This window comes from Shewanella pneumatophori (genome assembly GCF_023283895.1).
Lineage (GTDB): Bacteria > Pseudomonadota > Gammaproteobacteria > Enterobacterales > Shewanellaceae > Shewanella > Shewanella pneumatophori.
Genome location: NZ_JAKILB010000011.1, coordinates 42,956 through 61,428 on the forward strand (window position 1 = coordinate 42,956; position 18,473 = coordinate 61,428).

At 44.5% G+C, this 18,473-nt stretch carries 11 protein-coding genes and 1 riboswitch; all 11 genes read left to right on the forward strand.

Translation table 11 applies throughout. The features are described 5' to 3' along the window. Nucleotides 1-389 precede the first annotated feature (389 nt). The 11 genes from L2740_RS15990 (at nt 390) to L2740_RS16040 (ending at nt 18,457) form a co-directional block, all read left to right on the forward strand. Nucleotides 390-2,150, forward strand: coding sequence for a DUF4856 domain-containing protein (locus L2740_RS15990; RefSeq protein WP_248951117.1), 1,761 nt, complete (start codon nt 390-392; stop codon nt 2,148-2,150). A gap of 115 nt (nt 2,151-2,265) precedes the next feature. Further along, nucleotides 2,266-3,504, forward strand: a complete 1,239-nt coding sequence (locus L2740_RS15995; protein WP_248951118.1) for an imelysin family protein — start codon at nt 2,266-2,268, stop codon at nt 3,502-3,504. Beyond that, nucleotides 3,504-5,747 carry a TonB-dependent receptor family protein gene (locus L2740_RS16000; RefSeq protein ID WP_248951119.1) on the forward strand — a complete coding sequence of 748 codons (2,244 nt, stop codon included), beginning with the start codon at nt 3,504-3,506 and terminating at the stop codon, nt 5,745-5,747. The genes L2740_RS15995 and L2740_RS16000 overlap by 1 nt, the downstream gene beginning before the upstream one ends. 35 nt (nt 5,748-5,782) lie before the next feature. Next, nucleotides 5,783-6,802: a sterol desaturase family protein gene (locus L2740_RS16005; RefSeq protein WP_275974314.1), complete on the forward strand. Its 1,020-nt coding sequence runs from the start codon at nt 5,783-5,785 to the stop codon at nt 6,800-6,802. Between the two features lie 93 nt (nt 6,803-6,895). Beyond that, the gene (locus L2740_RS16010; RefSeq protein ID WP_248951120.1) at nt 6,896-7,600 is read left to right on the forward strand and encodes a DUF3581 domain-containing protein; all 705 of its coding nucleotides are present in this window, start codon (nt 6,896-6,898) and stop codon (nt 7,598-7,600) included. 366 nt (nt 7,601-7,966) lie between these two features. Then, a riboswitch (glycine riboswitch) is annotated at nt 7,967-8,096 on the forward strand. 211 nt (nt 8,097-8,307) lie between these two features. After that, nucleotides 8,308-9,678, forward strand: a complete 1,371-nt coding sequence (locus tag L2740_RS16015) for an alanine/glycine:cation symporter family protein (protein ID WP_248951121.1) — start codon at nt 8,308-8,310, stop codon at nt 9,676-9,678. A gap of 380 nt (nt 9,679-10,058) precedes the next feature. After that, the gene (locus tag L2740_RS16020) at nt 10,059-13,733 is read left to right on the forward strand and encodes an ATP-binding protein (protein WP_248951122.1); all 3,675 of its coding nucleotides are present in this window, start codon (nt 10,059-10,061) and stop codon (nt 13,731-13,733) included. Further along, nucleotides 13,733-14,386: a condensin complex protein MksE gene (locus L2740_RS16025; RefSeq protein WP_248951123.1), complete on the forward strand. Its 654-nt coding sequence runs from the start codon at nt 13,733-13,735 to the stop codon at nt 14,384-14,386. Before L2740_RS16020 ends, L2740_RS16025 begins: the two co-directional genes overlap by 1 nt. Before the next feature lies 1 nt (nt 14,387). Next, nucleotides 14,388-15,608 carry a phosphoenolpyruvate carboxylase gene (locus L2740_RS16030; RefSeq protein ID WP_248951124.1) on the forward strand — a complete coding sequence of 407 codons (1,221 nt, stop codon included), beginning with the start codon at nt 14,388-14,390 and terminating at the stop codon, nt 15,606-15,608. 448 nt (nt 15,609-16,056) lie between these two features. Continuing rightward, on the forward strand, nt 16,057-17,301 hold the full coding sequence (locus L2740_RS16035; RefSeq protein ID WP_248951125.1) for a dicarboxylate/amino acid:cation symporter: 1,245 nt from the start codon (nt 16,057-16,059) through the stop codon (nt 17,299-17,301). A gap of 148 nt (nt 17,302-17,449) precedes the next feature. After that, a complete protein-coding gene (locus tag L2740_RS16040; protein ID WP_248951126.1) occupies nt 17,450-18,457 on the forward strand; it encodes an MBL fold metallo-hydrolase in 1,008 nt (335 codons plus the stop codon). Nucleotides 18,458-18,473: the final 16 nt, after the last annotated feature.

Genomic DNA, 18,473 nt, shown 5'->3' on the forward strand with positions numbered 1-18,473 from the left:
CGCCCCCAATAAACCTAAAATTATTGAGTTTTTAGCGTAACTGAGCATAGTCAGTCGACTGATTTACAGTTTATTTACGCAGTTTTATAACGAGTTAAAATATTTTGTTTGAGTTCCAATACCCGCCGAATAGTTAGCAGATCTGCAATCAATAGTAGGTTTTGTTACGGTTTAACTAATTAAGAGGCCATTAAACTTCGTCAATCTTCGATTTATATCCCTACAAACTGTCCGGCATCTTTACATCAGTTCTATTACCGCCTATGAGAAATACAATATCATTTATGTAAATGGGATGTATTATCATTTGCATTCGTGTAGCATAAATGTAAATCACAATTGTTAACATTCATTGGTAGCTAAATTTTTAGCAATATTAAGGTATTTGTATGCAACTGAAAAAATCGATTTTGGCAACGACAATAGCACTTTCTATGGGGCTATTAACGGCTTGTGGTGGTTCTGACTCAAATGATTCTCCTGCGCCGGAACCAGCACCAGCAAATAATGCACCGACAGATGTTGTGTTATCCGATGTCACCGTTGATGAAAATACGGCTAACGCAGTTGTAGGCACGTTATCTGCAGTTGATGCTGATAGCGGTGATACGCATACATTTACAGTAGCCGGTGATCAGTTTGTTATTGTTGATAACACTCTACAGCTTGCAGATGGCGTGGTACTTGATGCTGACGGTGCAGAGTCTTTAGAGCTTGAAGCAGAGCTAACGGTAACCGACAACAACAATGCTAGCTTTACCAAAACAGTGACTATAACTATCAACGATGTGATGGACCGCTACACATTTGATAGTAAGCTAATTGATAGCGAGTCAAGTGTGGCTTATACCGGGCAAACAGGTCGTCATGTATTAATTGCCGAACTGAATAACTACATCAAAAATCAGCTAGAAGCTGATGTGGATGCTGGTGACTTAGCAGATAAAGCTGCGGTTCTTGCAAAGCTTAACTACTTCTATAACCCAGACAAAGACACTGAGTACGATGATATTGCTATCACTTTCATCGATAACTCAAAAGATGGTCTGTTATCAGATATCACTGGTTATAAGAGCATTAAAGAGAAAGTTGCTGGTAACGATACTGGTGGTCAGCATGAAGACTGGAACAATGGTGCATTTGCTGGTTGGGGCGCAAAAGGTTCAACCACACCTACAGATTTAGTAGCAGCTTTGTTTGATCGTTTAGCTGATAACGCAGTTGCAAAAATTAACGGCGGCGTGCGTAAAGATGTTTTGGGCGACGATATTGCAAAGATTTACATTGATGATAACGGTGTTGATTTAGCACAGTTAATTCAAAAGTTCCTACTTATGTCAGTGGCTTACTCACAATCATCTGACGACTACTTTGGTGTCGATACCGATGGTAAGGGCCTAACAACCGATAACACTGGACCTGCTAAAGGTGATGCAAGCAAGCCATATACTAACCTTGAGCATCAGTTCGATGAAGGTTTTGGCTACTTTGGCGCTGCGGTTAACTACTTAGAATATAGCGATGTAGAAATCGCGGGTAAGGTTACTGACGGTAATGGTCGTAGCGATTGGAATGGTTCACACGATACCGACGGCGACGGCAAGATTGACCTACGTAGCGAGTACAACTTTGGTCAGTCAGTCAATGCCGCTAAGCGTGACTTAGGCACAGCCGATAACGCAGCTGCAACCGATTACACTACTCAAGCTATGACCGCCTTTATTGCTGGACGTAAACTGATCAACGATAACGTTCCACAAGCACTAACTGATGCACAACTTGAAGAACTAGAAGGTTTTGCAAAGGTTGGTCTTGATGCTTGGGAGCGTGCCATTGTAGCTACAGTTGTGCACTACATTAATGATGTGAATGCCGATCTTGCACCGCTAGCAACTGGCGGTGACACTGCAGATTTCGACTATGCAACATTAGCTAAGCATTATTCTGAAATGAAAGGTTTTGCATTAGGTTTGCAGTTTAGCGAATACGCAGGGATCAGTGACGCAGACTTTGTGAAACTTCACGAGTTGATGGGTGAACAGCCTGTGTTAACTGGTGATGTGGATGCTTATATTGCAGAGTTGACCGAAGCGCGCGATATCTTGCAAGCAAGCTATGAGCTTGACGCAGACAATGTTGTTAACTGGTAATCCACCACCGTTAACCAACACCTTTTAAGGTAAAAAGCTTGGCATCGTAAGGTGCCGAGCTTTTGTTGTTTTTGTACTTTTATTTAATTACTTTCTAAAGTACTAAGGGAAAACTATGACAAGCCACCCCCGCTATTCAGTGTTAAGTGTTGCCTTGATGGGCATATTACTTAGCGGCTGTAATGAAAGCACTAGCAGTGACGCCGGTGCAGACTACGGCAATCAAGACAATACCACCTCAGATTTTGACCAAAAAGCACTCATCGTTAATCTAGTTGACGGTGTCATCACTCCTACTTTTGAGCAATTTGTTAGCGTCAGTAATCAGCAAATCAGTGACATTAGTGCTTATTGTTCTGCAGCAACAGCTTTTGAGCAAGACCCTAGCGATAATACCGAGTTAAGCCAAACTTCAGCCACTGCGCAGCAAAGTTGGCGTAATACTATGTCGGTATGGCAACAAGCTGAAATGATGCAACTCGGCCCGCTGACATTTGATGATGGCGCACTGCGCAATAAAATCTATTCTTGGCCGGTAACCAGTCGTTGTGGTGTCGACTTAGACGTAGTGTCATTTGAAAACAATGACATCAACGGTTCACCTTACGATATCGCATCGCGCACACCTGCACGTAAAGGCTTAGTTGCGCTTGAATATTTACTGTTTAATCCAAGCCTAGAACATAGCTGTACAGGTAATTCAACGCCAGCAGGCTGGGATAATCGTACCGATAATGATCGTCGAGTCGCCCGCTGCGAGTTTGCTGTAGAGGCTGCAAAAGATATCAACAATAACGCTCAGCAGTTACTTATCGAGTGGAGTGGTGATAACGGTTATGGTGCCAGCTTAAAGCAAGCAGGTGAGGCGGGTAGTAGCTTTGCTACAGTACATGAAGCTGTTAATAAACTTTCTGACGCATTGTTTTATATCGACAGTGTGACTAAAGATGGCAAGTTGGCGGTACCGCTCGGCATATTTGCCAACAACTGTGGCAGCAGTGTTTGCCCACAAGAAGTTGAGTCTCCACTAGCAAACCATTCAATTGAAAATATCAGCAGTAATCTCGAAGCGCTTGATGCGCTGTTTTCTGGTAATGAAGGTTTAGGTTTTGATGATTACTTGATTGATGAAAATGATGCCGATACCGCAACCGAGCTGCGTGAACGTATCGCTACTGCGCTTGCCAATAGCCGCAGTTATCAAGCAAGCCTAGCTGATACCTTAGTTAATGATGAAGACAAGGTGACTTCGACCCATAACGATGTCAAAGCAGTAACTGATAAGCTCAAAAATGAATTTATCAACTCACTTGCATTAGAGCTGCCACAAACTTCTGCCGGAGATAACGACTAATGAATAATCTTGCAATAGGGAAAAAACTTAGTCTGGTTATTGCCATTCAACTGGCGTTAGTTAGCCAAGTGTCTGCGGCAGAAAAAGACGCCAACACTGACGCGGCTTCTGAGCAAGCCAGCGTGAATGATAGCTATATCGAAAAGATGCAGATTATTGGTCACGATGCGCGCTTAAGTAAGCAAACTGGTTCAGCGACCTTGATTGATGAGCTAGAACTTGAGCAGTTTAAGTTTGATGATATTAACCGGGTGCTATACAGCGTACCTGGGGTGAATATTCGTGAAGAAGACGGTTATGGCTTGCGCCCTAACATCGGCTTTCGCGGCGCAACCCCTGAGCGTAGTAAAAAAATTAATATCATGGAAGATGGCGTACTAGTTGGCCCGGCGCCCTATTCTGCAGCGTCGGCATATTATTTCCCAATGACCTCAAAAATGACCGCCATTGAAGTCTTTAAAGGCCCAGCAGCGATTAAGTACGGCCCAAATACGGTGGCAGGCTCGCTGAACATGGTAACCCGCGCGGTACCGCAAAGCAGCGAAGGCTTAGTGGATGTATCTGGTGGCAGCGACGGTTTTGCTAAGGCGCATGCATATTACGGTAATACTATCGACAACTTTGGTTTTTTACTTGAAGGCGTACATATGCGCGCTGATGGTTTTAAAGAGCTTGATGGTGGCGGTGATACTGGCTTTGAGAAAAACGATATCATGGCTAAGCTGCGTTATGATTTAGCGGGTGATGCGTTTGATCAAGTATTCGAGTTAAAACTGGCTTATGCCGATGAGACATCTGATGAAACCTATTTAGGTCTTACCGATGCTGATTTCGCTGCTAATCCAAACCGACGTTATGTTGCAAGTCAGCTTGATAATATGGACTGGACTCACTCACAGGTGCAGTTTAATCACTTTTTAGAGGGTGATAACTTTGATGTCACCACTCGTGTATACCGTAACGATTTTGAGCGTGCTTGGTACAAAATCAACGGCTTTAAAGGTGGGCTAGTTAATCGCAGCTTACAAGAGATCTTGGCCGATCCAGATAAAGATGAAGTGAATAGCCGCTTTTATAACATTCTTACCGGCAGTGAAGATTCTGTCGCTGAATATGAAAAGCTAATATTAGGTAATAACGACCGTACTTACTACTCGCAAGGTATTCAGTCTGACCTGAACTTGCAGTTGGAACTATTTGGCCTAGAACATCAGTTCGCAACGGGTGTACGTTTTCATCAAGACCAAATTGAGCGTAACCACACCACAGATGCTTACCTAATGCGTCAAGCTAACTTGGTAAGCGATGGCAGCGATACTCAAGCGGCCACAACCGACCGTGAAAAGACTGATGCTTGGTCTGTTTATTTACAAGACACTATCAGCATTAGTGCCCTAGATATTACTGCGGGTGTACGTGGTGAATTTATTGATGCTCACTATCAAAACCGTGCACCAGGCAGCGAGCAAGACTACCTCAATAAGACCACTCGTATCTGGCTACCTAGTTTCAGTGCGTTTTATACCTTGTCAGATAATGCTGGTTTGTTGTTTGGTGTGCATGAAGGCTTTTTGCCTACCAGCCCTAAGCAAGATCCAAGTCTTGAAGTTGAGAGCAGCATTAACTACGAGTTAGGCGGCCGCTATAACGATGGTAACTTTAACTTAGAACTTATTGGTTTCTTTAACGACATCAGTAATCTTAAAGAAGGCTGCCAGTTCTCAAGTTGTGGTAGCGATGATGATACTGAGTTCAACGGCGGGGAAGTTGATGTGTTGGGTCTTGAGCTAACTTCAGGTTATAGCATTAAACTTACCGACGACTTAGACCTACCTATGTCTCTGTCATACACCTACACAGAGTCTGAATTTAAAACCAGCTTTGAGTCAGGTTTTGATATGTGGGGCAAGGTTACCGCAGGTGATGAACTGCCTTATTTGCCTGAGAATCAGTTAGCGCTCAACATAGGTCTTGTTAGCGATCAATGGGACGTTAACATGATAGTGCGTTACATCGGTGAGATGAAAGAGGCAGCTGGTGAAGGCGTCGTGCTTTCAGGTAGCACAACCGAAGCGCTTACTGTCGTTGATATGTCAGCAAGTTATGACTTTAACCAATACGGACTGGTATATGTCAAAGCTGATAACTTGTTAGATACTCAAGAGATTGTCAGTCGCCGCCCATACGGGGCAAGACCAAGCAAGCCACAGCAATTTCAAGTGGGTTATCAATACCGCTTTTAAGCAGTCAGCGGTGGCTTAATTAAGCCACCGCCAGTTTGGTACTGGAGTATCGTATCGACACTATTATTACGTTTTTTAATACCAATTTAGGCGATCTGCTGAATTATCCTTTTGATAGCAGTAAGCGGATCTTTATCGGCTATTTAATTGGAGCGGTAGTATTAGCACTGCCAGTATATTTTGCAGCGACCAAAGCTGATGGCATAGCAACAAGAGGCATTAAAGGCTTTACAGCATTTTTACTGCCTAAGGAAGTATTTTTAGCTGCTTCAGCCAAACTTGATTATCAACTGTTTGTGCTGAATAAACTGATTAAAGCTGTGTTATTTGCACCGTTAATGCTCACTATGGTGCCTGTAGCATTAAGTGTGTCATCGGCATTAGAGTCACTATTTGGTGGTGCATTAATGTTAGATGTTGCGCCATGGTTGGTGATGAGTCTGTTCACCATATTGCTGTTTATTCTTGATGATTTCAGCCGCTTTTTACTGCATTACTTGCTGCATAAAGTGCCGTGGCTGTGGCAATTTCATAAGGTGCATCACTCGGCGACTGTGCTGACCCCGTTTACGATTTACCGCACTCACCCTGTTGAAAGTTATCTTTATGGTTGCCGAATGGCGCTATCACAAGGTGTTGTAGTGGGGATAGGTTACGCCATATTTGGCCCAACACTGAAAATGTACGACGTACTTGGCGCTAATGTATTTGTGTTCGCCTTTAATGTACTTGGTGCTAATTTGCGTCATAGTCATATTTGGCTTAGCTGGGGGGATAAGCTAGAAAACTGGTTTATTAGCCCAGCTCAACATCAAGTTCACCATAGTTCTGCCATAGAGCATCGCGATACAAACCTCGGCTCGGCGCTGGCTATTTGGGATCGCGCTTTAGGGTGTTTGATTAAAGCGAGCAGTGTCAGCAAGTTGACCTTAGGTGTAGGCAAGTTCAATGGCCACAATAGTTTATGGGGGATTTATAGCGACCCATTTAAACAGATTTTCAGCCGTTGCCGTCAATTAATTTGCCGCATTTGGCAACGAGTCCACACACCTTAGCAATTTACAGCCAGCTCATCGGGTGAGTCAAAAGCAAAACTTGGTATACACTGGCGCACTATTTTTAATGGCTAATGAATAATTTGAGTGAATATGTTTTTAAGTACTTATTTTAAAAAAGAAAACCAGTCAGTTACTATCACTCCGACCCAGGCCAGTGATTTTGCTAAAAGCATTGCTCAAGATTTCAACCCTATCCACGATGTGGCGGCAAAGCGTTTTTGTGTACCCGGTGATTTGTTATTTGCCTTAGTCCTTAATCAATACGGCTTAAGCCAGAAAATGACGTTTAACTTCGCTGGTATGGTTGGCGATGGTGTGCAGTTACAGTTTCCTGATGATGTAGCTGAAGACTTTGATATTCGTGACAATAAAGACAAGTGCTACCTTGAAGTTCATCGTAGCGGTGATGTGCGGTATTGTGAAACACAAATCGAGTCGTTTATCCGCAAATATGTGGCGTTTTCAGGGCTTAACTTTATGCATATTTTGGTGCCTATGATGAAGCAGCACCAAATGATGATTAACCCTGCTCGCCCGCTAGTGATCTACGAGAGTATGTCATTTGACTTAACCACTTTAGATTTTACTGAAGTAAACCTAAAGCTGGTGGAGCAAGAGCTACAAATCGAAGGTAAGCGTGGCGATGTGACGTTAACTTTTGAATTACTCAGTGGTGACACTGTTGTTGGCACAGGTGTGAAAACATTAGTAATGAGTGGACTGCGCCCTTATGAAGAAGAGTCTGCTCAGCAAATGTGTGATGCCTATGAAAGCCGCAGAGTTGCATTTAGTTAAGATCGCAAATTGTTAATTTGTACATTGAAAGCCGTATAAGCATTAGCTTAAGCGGCTTTTTAGCACTTAGTACATCGCGATTGCCCAAAATGTTTCTGTGTGTATTAAATTTGCGCAATTAAACAGTTACTTCTCTTATTAAGCTAAAAAGTGTGACTTAAACCACTTGAGTCATATTCTGATAAAGCGCATTCTACTCGTCCCTATCGCTTACTAGCCCTAATGGTTAGCTAAGGTTGGGGATCCGTTCGGATGAAGGTAGCAGGAGAGTGGGGAGTAACCCCACACCGACGAGGCAACTTTGTTACGGCGTTAAGCCAAACAAAGCACTCTTTCAGGTGCCACATAGTGGTGAGGACTGTTACTGGACGAGCCTCTGGAGAGACTGTGAGCAATTAAGTGTTCGAAAGCTTAATCGTCACACAGCGCCGAAGGCGAAAGTGTTAACCCCTGTGGTTAACGCGAAACGCTCAGGCAAAAGGACAGAGGAGAGGATGACTGTGTTAGTTATATATTTCAATATAGCTACATTGAGGTCACTGTCGTTTGTCGCTGCGCCTTTTCTACTTAGGTTAACATTCGTTAGCTTAGGTCGACTCATTCGCTCGTTGCACTCGTTAGTGATCAGCAACAGGCATTTCTTTTCCTCCTCCGATTATTAATAACTCTAATTAAAGAGTTTTGTTGTTTAATACTCGAGGAATACCATGAATTTTCAAGCGCTTTTAGCCGATATCAATGCCATTGTCTGGGGACCTATTACCCTGTGCTTATTGGTTGGAACCGGTCTTTACCTGACTTTACGACTCAAACTTATTCAAGTGTTTAAATTGCCAATGGCATTAGGTTTATTGTTTAAACCAAACCAGGGAAAGGGCGATCTTTCATCTTTTGCTGCGCTATGTACTGCGCTATCGGCAACAATTGGTACTGGTAATATTGTTGGTGTTGCCACCGCCATTAAAATCGGTGGTCCGGGGGCACTATTTTGGATGTGGTTGGCGGCCTTTTTTGGTATGGCGACCAAGTATGCCGAATGTATGTTAGCGGTAAAATATCGCACCACTGACGCTAAAGGTAATATTGCTGGTGGCCCAATGTATTACATTGAGCGCGGTTTAGGGCTTAAGTGGCTAGCTAAAATCTTTGCAGTGTTTGGCGTAGGTGTAGCATTTTTTGGTATCGGTACTTTCGCTCAAGTCAACGCGATTAGCGATGCAATGACGATTGCTTTTGAGATCCCATCTTGGGTCACCGCGGTGATGCTCACTTTGATGGTTGCTGCTGTAACATTAGGTGGTGTTAAGCGTATTGCTAACGTGGCACAAAAGTTAGTACCGACTATGGCATTAGGTTATGTGCTTGCGTGTTTGTGGGTGTTATTTGTGTTTAGCGACCAAATCATTCCTGCATTTGAGCTGGTTATTCACTCTGCCTTTACGCCAATCTCTGCGGCTGGTGGTTTCTTAGGTGCAACGGTTGCACAGGCGCTACAAATTGGTATTGCACGTGGTGTATTCTCAAACGAATCAGGCCTAGGTAGTGCGCCAATTGCCGCAGCTGCCGCTAAGACTAATGAGCCTGTAGAGCAAGGTCTTGTCAGCATGACTGGTACCTTCTTCGATACGATTTTAATCTGCACCATGACTGGTCTAGTGTTAATCATCACAGGTGTATGGAGCGGCGATACCGCAGGTGCAGCAATGACTAGCGCCGCGTTTGCTGCTAGCGGCTCAGCGGTGATTGGCCAATATGTAGTAACCATTGCCCTTGTTTGTTTTGCCTTTACCACCATTTTAGGTTGGCACTATTACGGTGAGCGCTGCTGGTATTACCTAACAGGTGCACGCTTAGGCGACAACGGCATTAAAATTTACCAATGTGTGTTTTTAGGCTTAATTGCCGGTGGTGCGTTTATTCAGTTGGATGTGATTTGGATGCTAGCCGATACCGTAAACGGTTTAATGGCAATCCCTAACCTGATAGCAATAATCGGTCTAAGACACATCATCTTAAAAGAGACTCGCAAGTACTTTGCTAAGCAACAAGCGTTGCAGACTCAAAGCTCATTAGCCTAAGTACTTGAGCTAACACAGATGCAGTAAGTATCTTTGATTAAATAGAGCCCGCCTCATTAGCAATGACGCGGGCTTTTTCTTGGGCAGCTTTTTGTTGGAGTTAGCTAAAGTTTTTAGTTGCCAGCGTCGCTTGTTAACTGCTTATTGATTGAGCATTAAAATACGTCAAAATCGCGTATGATCTCGCTCTATTAAATTGGTCCTAAAAACTGCCCCAATAGCGCTTTGGCACAATTGCCAAGAGTGGCAGTTTCCTTTAATTTAGAGACCATCGCCATATATTATAGATCTAACACTAGACCTAAAATTAGACCTGACTTTTTAGCTTAACGTGAGCCTATATGCAGCACGTTACGGCTCTGTTTGGATTAAGGAATGCAATGCCAAGCTTAAATCGCATCATACTTATCGACACTCACCTACCGGGAGTGGTTGAACTGGCTCTGGATGGCCACACCAATATTTGCGGAACTAACGCATCGGGTAAAACCACCTTGCAGCGTTTGGTACCGGTTTTTTATGGTGAATACCCAAGCCGAGTGGTGCCATCAACTCGTGATAGTTTTGAGCGCTGGTATTTACCCCATGATTCAAGCTTTATCATCTACGAATACATCAAGTCAGACGGCCTAGCTTATCAGGCTGTGTTGGCATCGGCAGGTGACGGTAAAGGCGTAAACTATCGCTTTATTGCTAAAGGCTTTGAGCTTGATGATTACATTAAGACCAAGCAAGGCGACAGTATTCAGTGTTACACCATGGCGGAACTTGGCCGTGAGATGAAACGCGCAGGCGTTGCTGTGACGAACTTGCTCAATACTCGCGAGTTTAGAGCGATTATCCAAAACGATCGCGCGCTATTAAGCACAGGTAGCAACCGCACCGAGCTACGTAATTACGCTCGCCAATTCTCACTGTGTGAAGCTGAGCATTCACTGCGCCACATTGAAAAACTAGCGAAAGCAGTGCACTCGAAAGAGGGGAAAATGGAAACGATCAAATCGATGATTGCTGCCATTTTAGAAGAAGACGGAGTTAATCCACCAAGCTCACGTTTAAACCCACAGCGTGTAGAAGCGTGGATCCGCGAAAGTCAGTTGATTCAAGGTTTCGAGCAAATTCGCCCGGAGTTTGAAAAGCTAGAGCAAGAGTTTGACCAACTGCTAAGTACCGAACAGCGCCTTGCGAGTTTACGCCGTGGTTACAGTAAAGATGAAACCACAGAAATTGAGCGTCAAGAACACCATCAAGATCTATCTAAAGCTTTCAACGCTCAGTTACGTCAGCTTGATGAAGACTGGAAAGAGCAGCGCGATGAGTTAAGCCTTGATCTGTCTGCCGCCAAAGGTGATGTGGCCAAATGTGAGCATGAGCTAGATGCGATTGAAGATCAGCATGCCAGTTTCCAAGATGCTGACATCGAGCAAGCTAAAGCTGATTTAGAGCAATTGCCTAGCTGGCGTGGCAGTTTAGAGAACTTAACTGAACGTCATAAGTTACAAACGGAAAAGCATCAAGACATTGAAGCGGCTTACAACGCTCGCCGTAGCAAAATTGGCGAAGGCCTAAACCGCGAATTAGAAACCTTGCATCAAGAGCAAGATAGCTTGCGTGAATCTCGCGACAAGCAAAGAGAAGTTGGCCGCGGTGAACTGGCAGAGCTTGAGCAACAATGGCGTGAGTCGACCGAAAAGGGTCAGGCGCAATTTAGCGAGCAAGCTTACCAGCTCAAAGTCAATGCCGCTGAGCTTAAAGTGCGTGTCGATAGCGTCACTTATTCTGAAGAAGAAAAGCTGGCTTTAGCGGTATTCGATGAGCGCATATCCGGCGCCGATGAAGAGCAAGAAGCTTGTAACGCTAAAGTCGATCGCCTATCGAGCGAGGAGCGCAAACTTAGAGCCAAACGCGATCAAGCCAATGAAAGCTTGCGCGTTGCGGGCATTCGAGTAACCGAGCGTCAAAGTGAGCTTGAAGAACTGCAACATATTCTGTTTCCGCAGTCGCACACTTTACTTGAGTTTTTACGTAAAGAAGCCAGCGGCTGGGAAAACACCTTAGGTAAGGTGATTAACTCAGAACTGCTACATCGCAGCGACCTGCACCCAAGCATTAGTGGCGACAGCCTTGATGCATTGTACGGTATCGCATTGGATTTAAAAGCGATTGAAGCGCCAGAGTATGCCGCCTCAGAGCAAGAGTTAAGAGTGAAGCATGCCGCAGCCGAAGAAGCATTATCTAGCGCCAAAGAGTTGCAAGCAGAAGCTGAAGATCAGTTAGTTGCTGCTAATACTGAGCTAGATAAATTGCTGCGTGAACTGACGTTTGCGCGCACCGCTTACAAAAATAGCCGTGATGATTTACGCCGTTTGTTTGACGATAAACGTGCGGAACAAGAAAAGATTAACCAAGCGCTGAACGAGCGTAAAGCGGCTTCGCAAAAGCAACTTGCGCGCATTGATAGTGATATCAAGCAGCTACAAGGTCAGCAACAAGAGTGGCTCGAAGAGCAAAAAGAGCAAGCGTTAGAAGCGCGCATGGAAAAGAATGCTTACTGGCAAGAAGTGGTTGGCGCATTAGACAATCAGCTTGGCCAAGTCAAAGGCAATATTCAAAACCGCCGTGACCACGCCGCAAGTGAGCAAAAAGCCTGTGAGCAGTGGTACAAAAACGAGCTTAAATCTCGCGGCGTCGACGAAGCTAAAATCGTGGCGCTTAAAGCAGAAATTCGCACCCTTGAAAGTAATATTTCCAAGGCTGAGCAGCGCCGCAGTGAAGTACTGCGTTATGACGACTGGTATCAGCACACTTGGCTACAACGTAAGCCAAAGCTGCAATCAGAGCTGAGCAAGGTTAAGCATGCAAGTCTTGATTTAGAGCAGCAGCTCAAATCTAAGTCTAACGAAATCAAAACCAAGCGTAATGAGCTTGAAGCCGAGCGTAAGCAGTCAGATGCGGTGCAAATTGAAGCGTCTGAAAACCTCACTAAGCTGCGCAGCGTAATGCGTAAACTTAGCGAGCTTAAACTGCCGCCGAACAATGAAGATGCGCAAGGCAGCTTAACTGAGCGTTTACGCCAAGGTGAAGACCAGCTATTGAAGCGTGATTCGTTAATGGGCTCAGTAAAGCAATATGTAGAGCACTTTGACTCTGTGATTGCTAGCAAGTCAGGTTCAGGTTTATCTGAAACCTGGGAGCGCGCCCGTGAGGAATCAAGCTTTGTAAATGATAAAGGCATTCGTATCTTAGATTACCGCAAGCTAGTGCCACAGCTTGAGCAGCTGCTGAACGTGATGGTGCCACAATCGGTAATGGCGCTGCGTGAGCAAGGACGGATCTTCGGTGTCGACTTAACCGCGTTTTATGATGTACTTGCGGATATCGACCGCCGTATCGCCTCACAAAGTGCGCGTATTACCCGTGAAGTGGGTGAAGAGCTGTTCCTTGATGGCGTATCAGAATCAGCTGTTAAAATTCGTTCTCGCATTAGCGAGTTAGAATTCTGGCCTGAGCTAGAGCTATTTGTAAAAGCCTTTAAGCGCTGGAAAGCCGATGGCTTTAACGACTTGCCAGGTGAGGATTACACCAACAGCATGCGCCGCGCATTGGATATTATTGGCCGCGCGGCACTGTCTGGTGGTATTGCCAAGCTACTTGAAATCGAGCTACGCCTGAAAGAAGGTAACAGTGACTTAGTTATTCGTACCGACAGACAGTTAAACGAGTCATCGAGCCATGGTATGGCGTACCTGATCCTATGTAAGTTCCTATTGGCCTTTACCCGCTTATTACGTGGCCGTGCAGAAGTCACCATTCATTGGCCGATTGATGAATTAGGTACACTGCATCACGGTAACGTGAAGAAGATATTTGATGCCTGTGAAAACAACAATATTTCAGTATTGGGTGCATTCCCTAACCCTGAATCAGAAGTACTGAACCTGTTTGCTAATCGCTACATCATTAATAAACAAACTAAAAAACTGCAGGTGGTTAAGCCTCAAGTTAATCCTATCGCCGATAAACTGAATCAGCGACGTGCACAGGAGGCCGTGTAATGAGCCAAACAACCGAAACCACCATCGTAGGTACTAGCGCCCTAATCGAGCGTTTGCTTAAAGGTCAGTTTATTTGTCGCACGACCGACGAAGATGGCTGGCGTGCACTAAAAAGCCCGTCAACCCGTGACCATGTTGAGCAGTATTTAAATCAGATTAACCGCACCATAGGCTCTGCCGGCGAAGGCGAAGTGTTTTTCTGTGGCTATCAGCAAATTGGCGATGGCGAGCGTAAGGTGATTTCATCGCAGTTTAAAGATATCTGTAATGCGCTTATTCCGCTGGTAGAGTGGTTAGTGTTAGTGCAAGAGGGCAGCGGCCAAGATGCACCGCTATCTGAAGGTGTTGCGGTACGTTTAACTGAGCTGCAAACTCGCATTGAAGACACTCCAGCCTTTCGTGAGCAATTGGCTAAAATCAGCCATTACCGCCTGTTTGGCTCAACCAGTACTAACGTTGATGCACAAATCAAACTGGTGTTTAAGCGCTTAGTTGAGCTGGGCTATTTGACTCGTCCTAACAGTGAAAAGCAGATTTACATTGCCACTGGTAAGTTAGATTACTTGTACGAAGTGATCCGCTTTATCGACGAAACCGAAGGCTTAAGTCTCGAAGCACAAGCTGAAACCGCGACCCAAAGGGATTTGGTTTAATATGAGCAGTAACTTACACCAAGCGGGTGTTAAGCTGCTAAAACAGCTTGGACGCCACGCAGAACTGGTGATGGACGTATATTTATCGGGCTCAGTGTCGGTGGATGAGAGTAACGCCTCAGCCATCGATAAGCTGCAAAAGAGCGATATTTTATGGCGACCAGCGCCGGAGCAAGAACTCCGCTTAAAACGTTCAGTACGTGCTTTGCTAGAAGAAGCCTTGAGCGATGAGCGTAACCGTCAAATCGACTCTAATGTTGGCTCGTCATTGGCCACCATTAAAACGTTGGCCGACCACTACAAAGAAGCGCGCCACAATGTGGATTTCAGCGCATCAGAAGCCTATCTCGCTGACTTAAGCGAGCACGTTTATAGCTTTGCCGATGGTCTGCGTTATTCTATTCGTGTGCTGTGGAGCCGTATTAACAACGAGTTTGGCTACGTTGGCAGTATTAACGCCAAAATTCGTGAAAACGAATTAGCTCAAAGCCAAGTGACCGAGTTGCTGAACGGTTTAGAGATGTTCCAGTTTAGTGAGCTAGGGGAAATTGCGGGTGATATCCGTGAGCTGCGTAAGCTGCTGGTAACCACACTGCAAGAAACCTTGAGTGACTGTACTCAAGAGCTGAGTGTGGTGCAGGCGCGTCTGCTTGAGCTACTGGGTCGTTTCCGCCAAATTCGCGGTCGTACTCGTTTGCTAAAGGGCTGGTTGCTGTATACCGACTTACATCCAGATTATAAGCCTGCAGATCATGTTAGCCATAAGCAATTGCCTGCGCTGTTTAACCTCGCAGAGCCATTATTGGCACCAGCGGCGGTGGATGTAAGCAATCATGGTTTAGAGCCTGAGTTACTTGAGATTGTATCTAGCATTAAACGTATTGATCGTTTAAGTGATGTGGGTTCACAACGCGAGCAAGATGTATCGGTTGATCTGACGCAAGCGGAAGATTTTGATATTCCAGATAACCCATTAAAGCTAGCGGTAGATGGTTATTTCTGTGCTGTGATTGATTCAGGTAAGAGCCAGTCGGCACTTGAATACCTTGATGAGCAACAGTTACCTTGGGATAGAGAGTCTTGGCTTTACCAAGTCATTTGCGGCTATGAAGGCTTGCCTGAAGAGCATCGTAGCTACTTTGAGTTAGAGCATATTGGTGAACCAGACCCAGTGTATACCGGTAACTTTATCATTAAAGATGTCGAGCTGTGGCTGGCTTAGCCGCGCAGATAAACGATAAAAAAAGCACCTTTTAAAGGTGCTTTTTTTATGAGCATTAATCGGTGTATTTTGCTCTTGGTAGTAAATGATCGCTGTTTAGGGTTTTATTTGTGGTTGAAGTGTCTTTCTTGGTGTGTGTTTTTAGCGGTTTACTCTAATTGGTTTTTAATTTTCTGTGGGGAAAATGCTGCTATTTTGTTGCTGGTGTAAAAGTTATGCCTACGGTAGTCAAACCGTCATCTCTATAAAGTTGTTTTATTTCAGCGGCTTGCTGTTGCTGGTGGCACTTGGTTACACAGGTGTTTCAAAAACTAATTGCCGTGTTTGCATTGAAATTTGTGCCAGCATGTTTCACTATCCCTGCCACAAAGAGATGAAAATCAATAATTCATCAACATTGAAGGCAATAGAAGGCATGCATTTAAGACATGTCCAATAAGGCAAGCAAATGACAAAATCACTTTCGACTAGGATCTTTATCGGTCTTTTTTCAGGGCTTATTTTTGGCTCTATCATTCAATACTTACTTGCAGACGTCAGTTTATTCTCTGGCACTATCGTAGATTTAGCCTCTGGCGCAGGCACCATGTTCGTCAATATGATCATGATGTTAGTTGTGCCATTAGTATTCGTCAGCATTGTTTGCGGTGTGTGCGAGCTTAAAGATCTCAACAGCTTTGGCCGCTTGGGCGGTAAAACATTCGGTTTCTATATTATCAATACCTTAGTGGCGATATTTGCTGCTCTTGGGGTGGCGCTATTACTCGCTCCAGGTAAAGGCGTTGATATGGGCAGCAATGGCGGCGTGGATATTGTTGCTACCGAACTGCCTAACTTAGTTGATTTAGTGGTTAGCATAGTGCCGAGCAACCCAATTGCAGCCTTTAGCTCTGGCAACATGCTGCAAGTTATCTTTATGGCGCTATTACTTGGCGGCGTGATTAAGTCTCTTGGCGATGCAGCGCAAAGCGCGGTGAATGGCTTCCAAGTGGCTAACAAGATCATGATGAAGCTTATTAGCGTTGTAATGCAGTTAGCGCCAATAGGTGTATTCGCCTTGATGCTTAAGCTTGGTGCAACCTTAGAAGCGGCAATCTTTGGCAGCGTCGTTGAATACCTAGCATTGATTTTAGGCTTGCTGCTACTGTGGATCTTTGTGGTTTATCCATTTGCTGTTGGCTTGTTTACGCAAACCTCAGCAAAAGAGTTCCGCGCTAAGACCCGTGAGCAAATTTTATTCTCGCTATCTACTGCTAGCTCAAATGCGACTATTCCTGTGACTATGCGCACTTTGACTGAAAAGCTTGGTGTTAACCGTGCAGTTGCTGGTTTTGGTGTACCGCTTGGGGCAACCATGAACATGGGCGGCGTATCGATTTATATCACTATCGCTATCTTCTTTGTGGCTAACGCTTATGGCGCACCCATTACGATGGAGCAGTTGCCAGCATTAATGTTCAGCATCTTCTTATTGTCTGTTGGCGCTGGTGGCGTTCCAGGTGGTGGCATGGTAATGATTGGTGTGCTTATCCATCAGATGGGCTTGCCAGTAGAAGCCTTTGCGATTGTTGCAGCATTAGACCGTCTAATCGATATGGTACTGACCTCTTGTAACGTGGTTGGTGACACAGCTGTGTTAACTATCGTTGATGAAACAGAAAAGGCAAGTGACGTTAAGCTAGCAACGGCTTAAGCAAGCAGATTGCCATAGCATCTTTAGTTTCGCTAATAAACGGCTTCCATTTAATGGAAGCCGTTTTTTTAGGTGAGGTAGTGCAAGAACCTTAATTAGAATTAATTAAGCGTTAAAGCTAAGTCAATAATGTAAACGCTACACTGCTGTGCAAACTAACACTGGTAAAGCAATTATCGCCAGTTTCAACATTATTACACTCCTTGCTGAGATCTCGATTAACACAATGAACAACAGACGTAATTTTATTAAGAAAACCCTGCTAATTGGCGCAGGCTTGTCGCTTTCTCCTATTCCAACAATGGCTTCTAATCTTGACGAAAAGAATATTGTTAAAGCGCCATTATTTACTCCAGATCTAGCTCAATTAAGAAAACTAGCTACAGTGATTGTTGGAGAATTACCGCAAGGTCTTAATATTATTCGTATTGCTGACACAACTCGTCCAGCTAGCGTTGTGGTCAAAGGTGGCGATCCTAAGCGTAAAATCAAGCTTGAGCGTACGGCGTATCAACTTGAGTACACCAATGGCACGATTATGCTTGATAGTGGCATGGATGAGGCTACTCACCTGCATTTTGGCAAGGGGGGGAATTTCTATCCTGACAGTTATGCTACGCTGCAGCAAGCGTTGAAAAAAGCCAATATGATTGTATTGAGTCATTATCATGGTGACCATGTTGCAGGTGTTGTGCGCTCGCCTTATTTTGATGAGATTGCGCATAAGGTCTGGACCTCAACTAAAACTGCGGAGTTGATGATTAATCGCCCACATAAACCAACACTGAAAATTGCTGCAGATAAAGTTAATCAGTTTATGATTTCAGATTTTGATACATACCAGCCTATTGCGCCGGGAATTGTCGCGATTAATACCCCAGGGCACTCAGCAGATTCGAAAATGTTCTATATCCGCTTACAGTCAGGACAAGAGTTTATTCATAGTGTTGATACCGGCTGGGCGATGGAAAATATCACTCGTAACAGCATGAAAAATGCGTCTTGGATTAAAGAAGATGAGAAGCAAATTATGGCGCAGTTTGCTTGGTTAAATCGATTGATGGCAACCGAAAAAGACCTGATAGTTTTATGTGCTCACGATTCTGGTCAGTATATTAATTTAAGAAAGCAGGGTATTTTGGGCGACATCGTCTAAATTGCAGATTAACAAT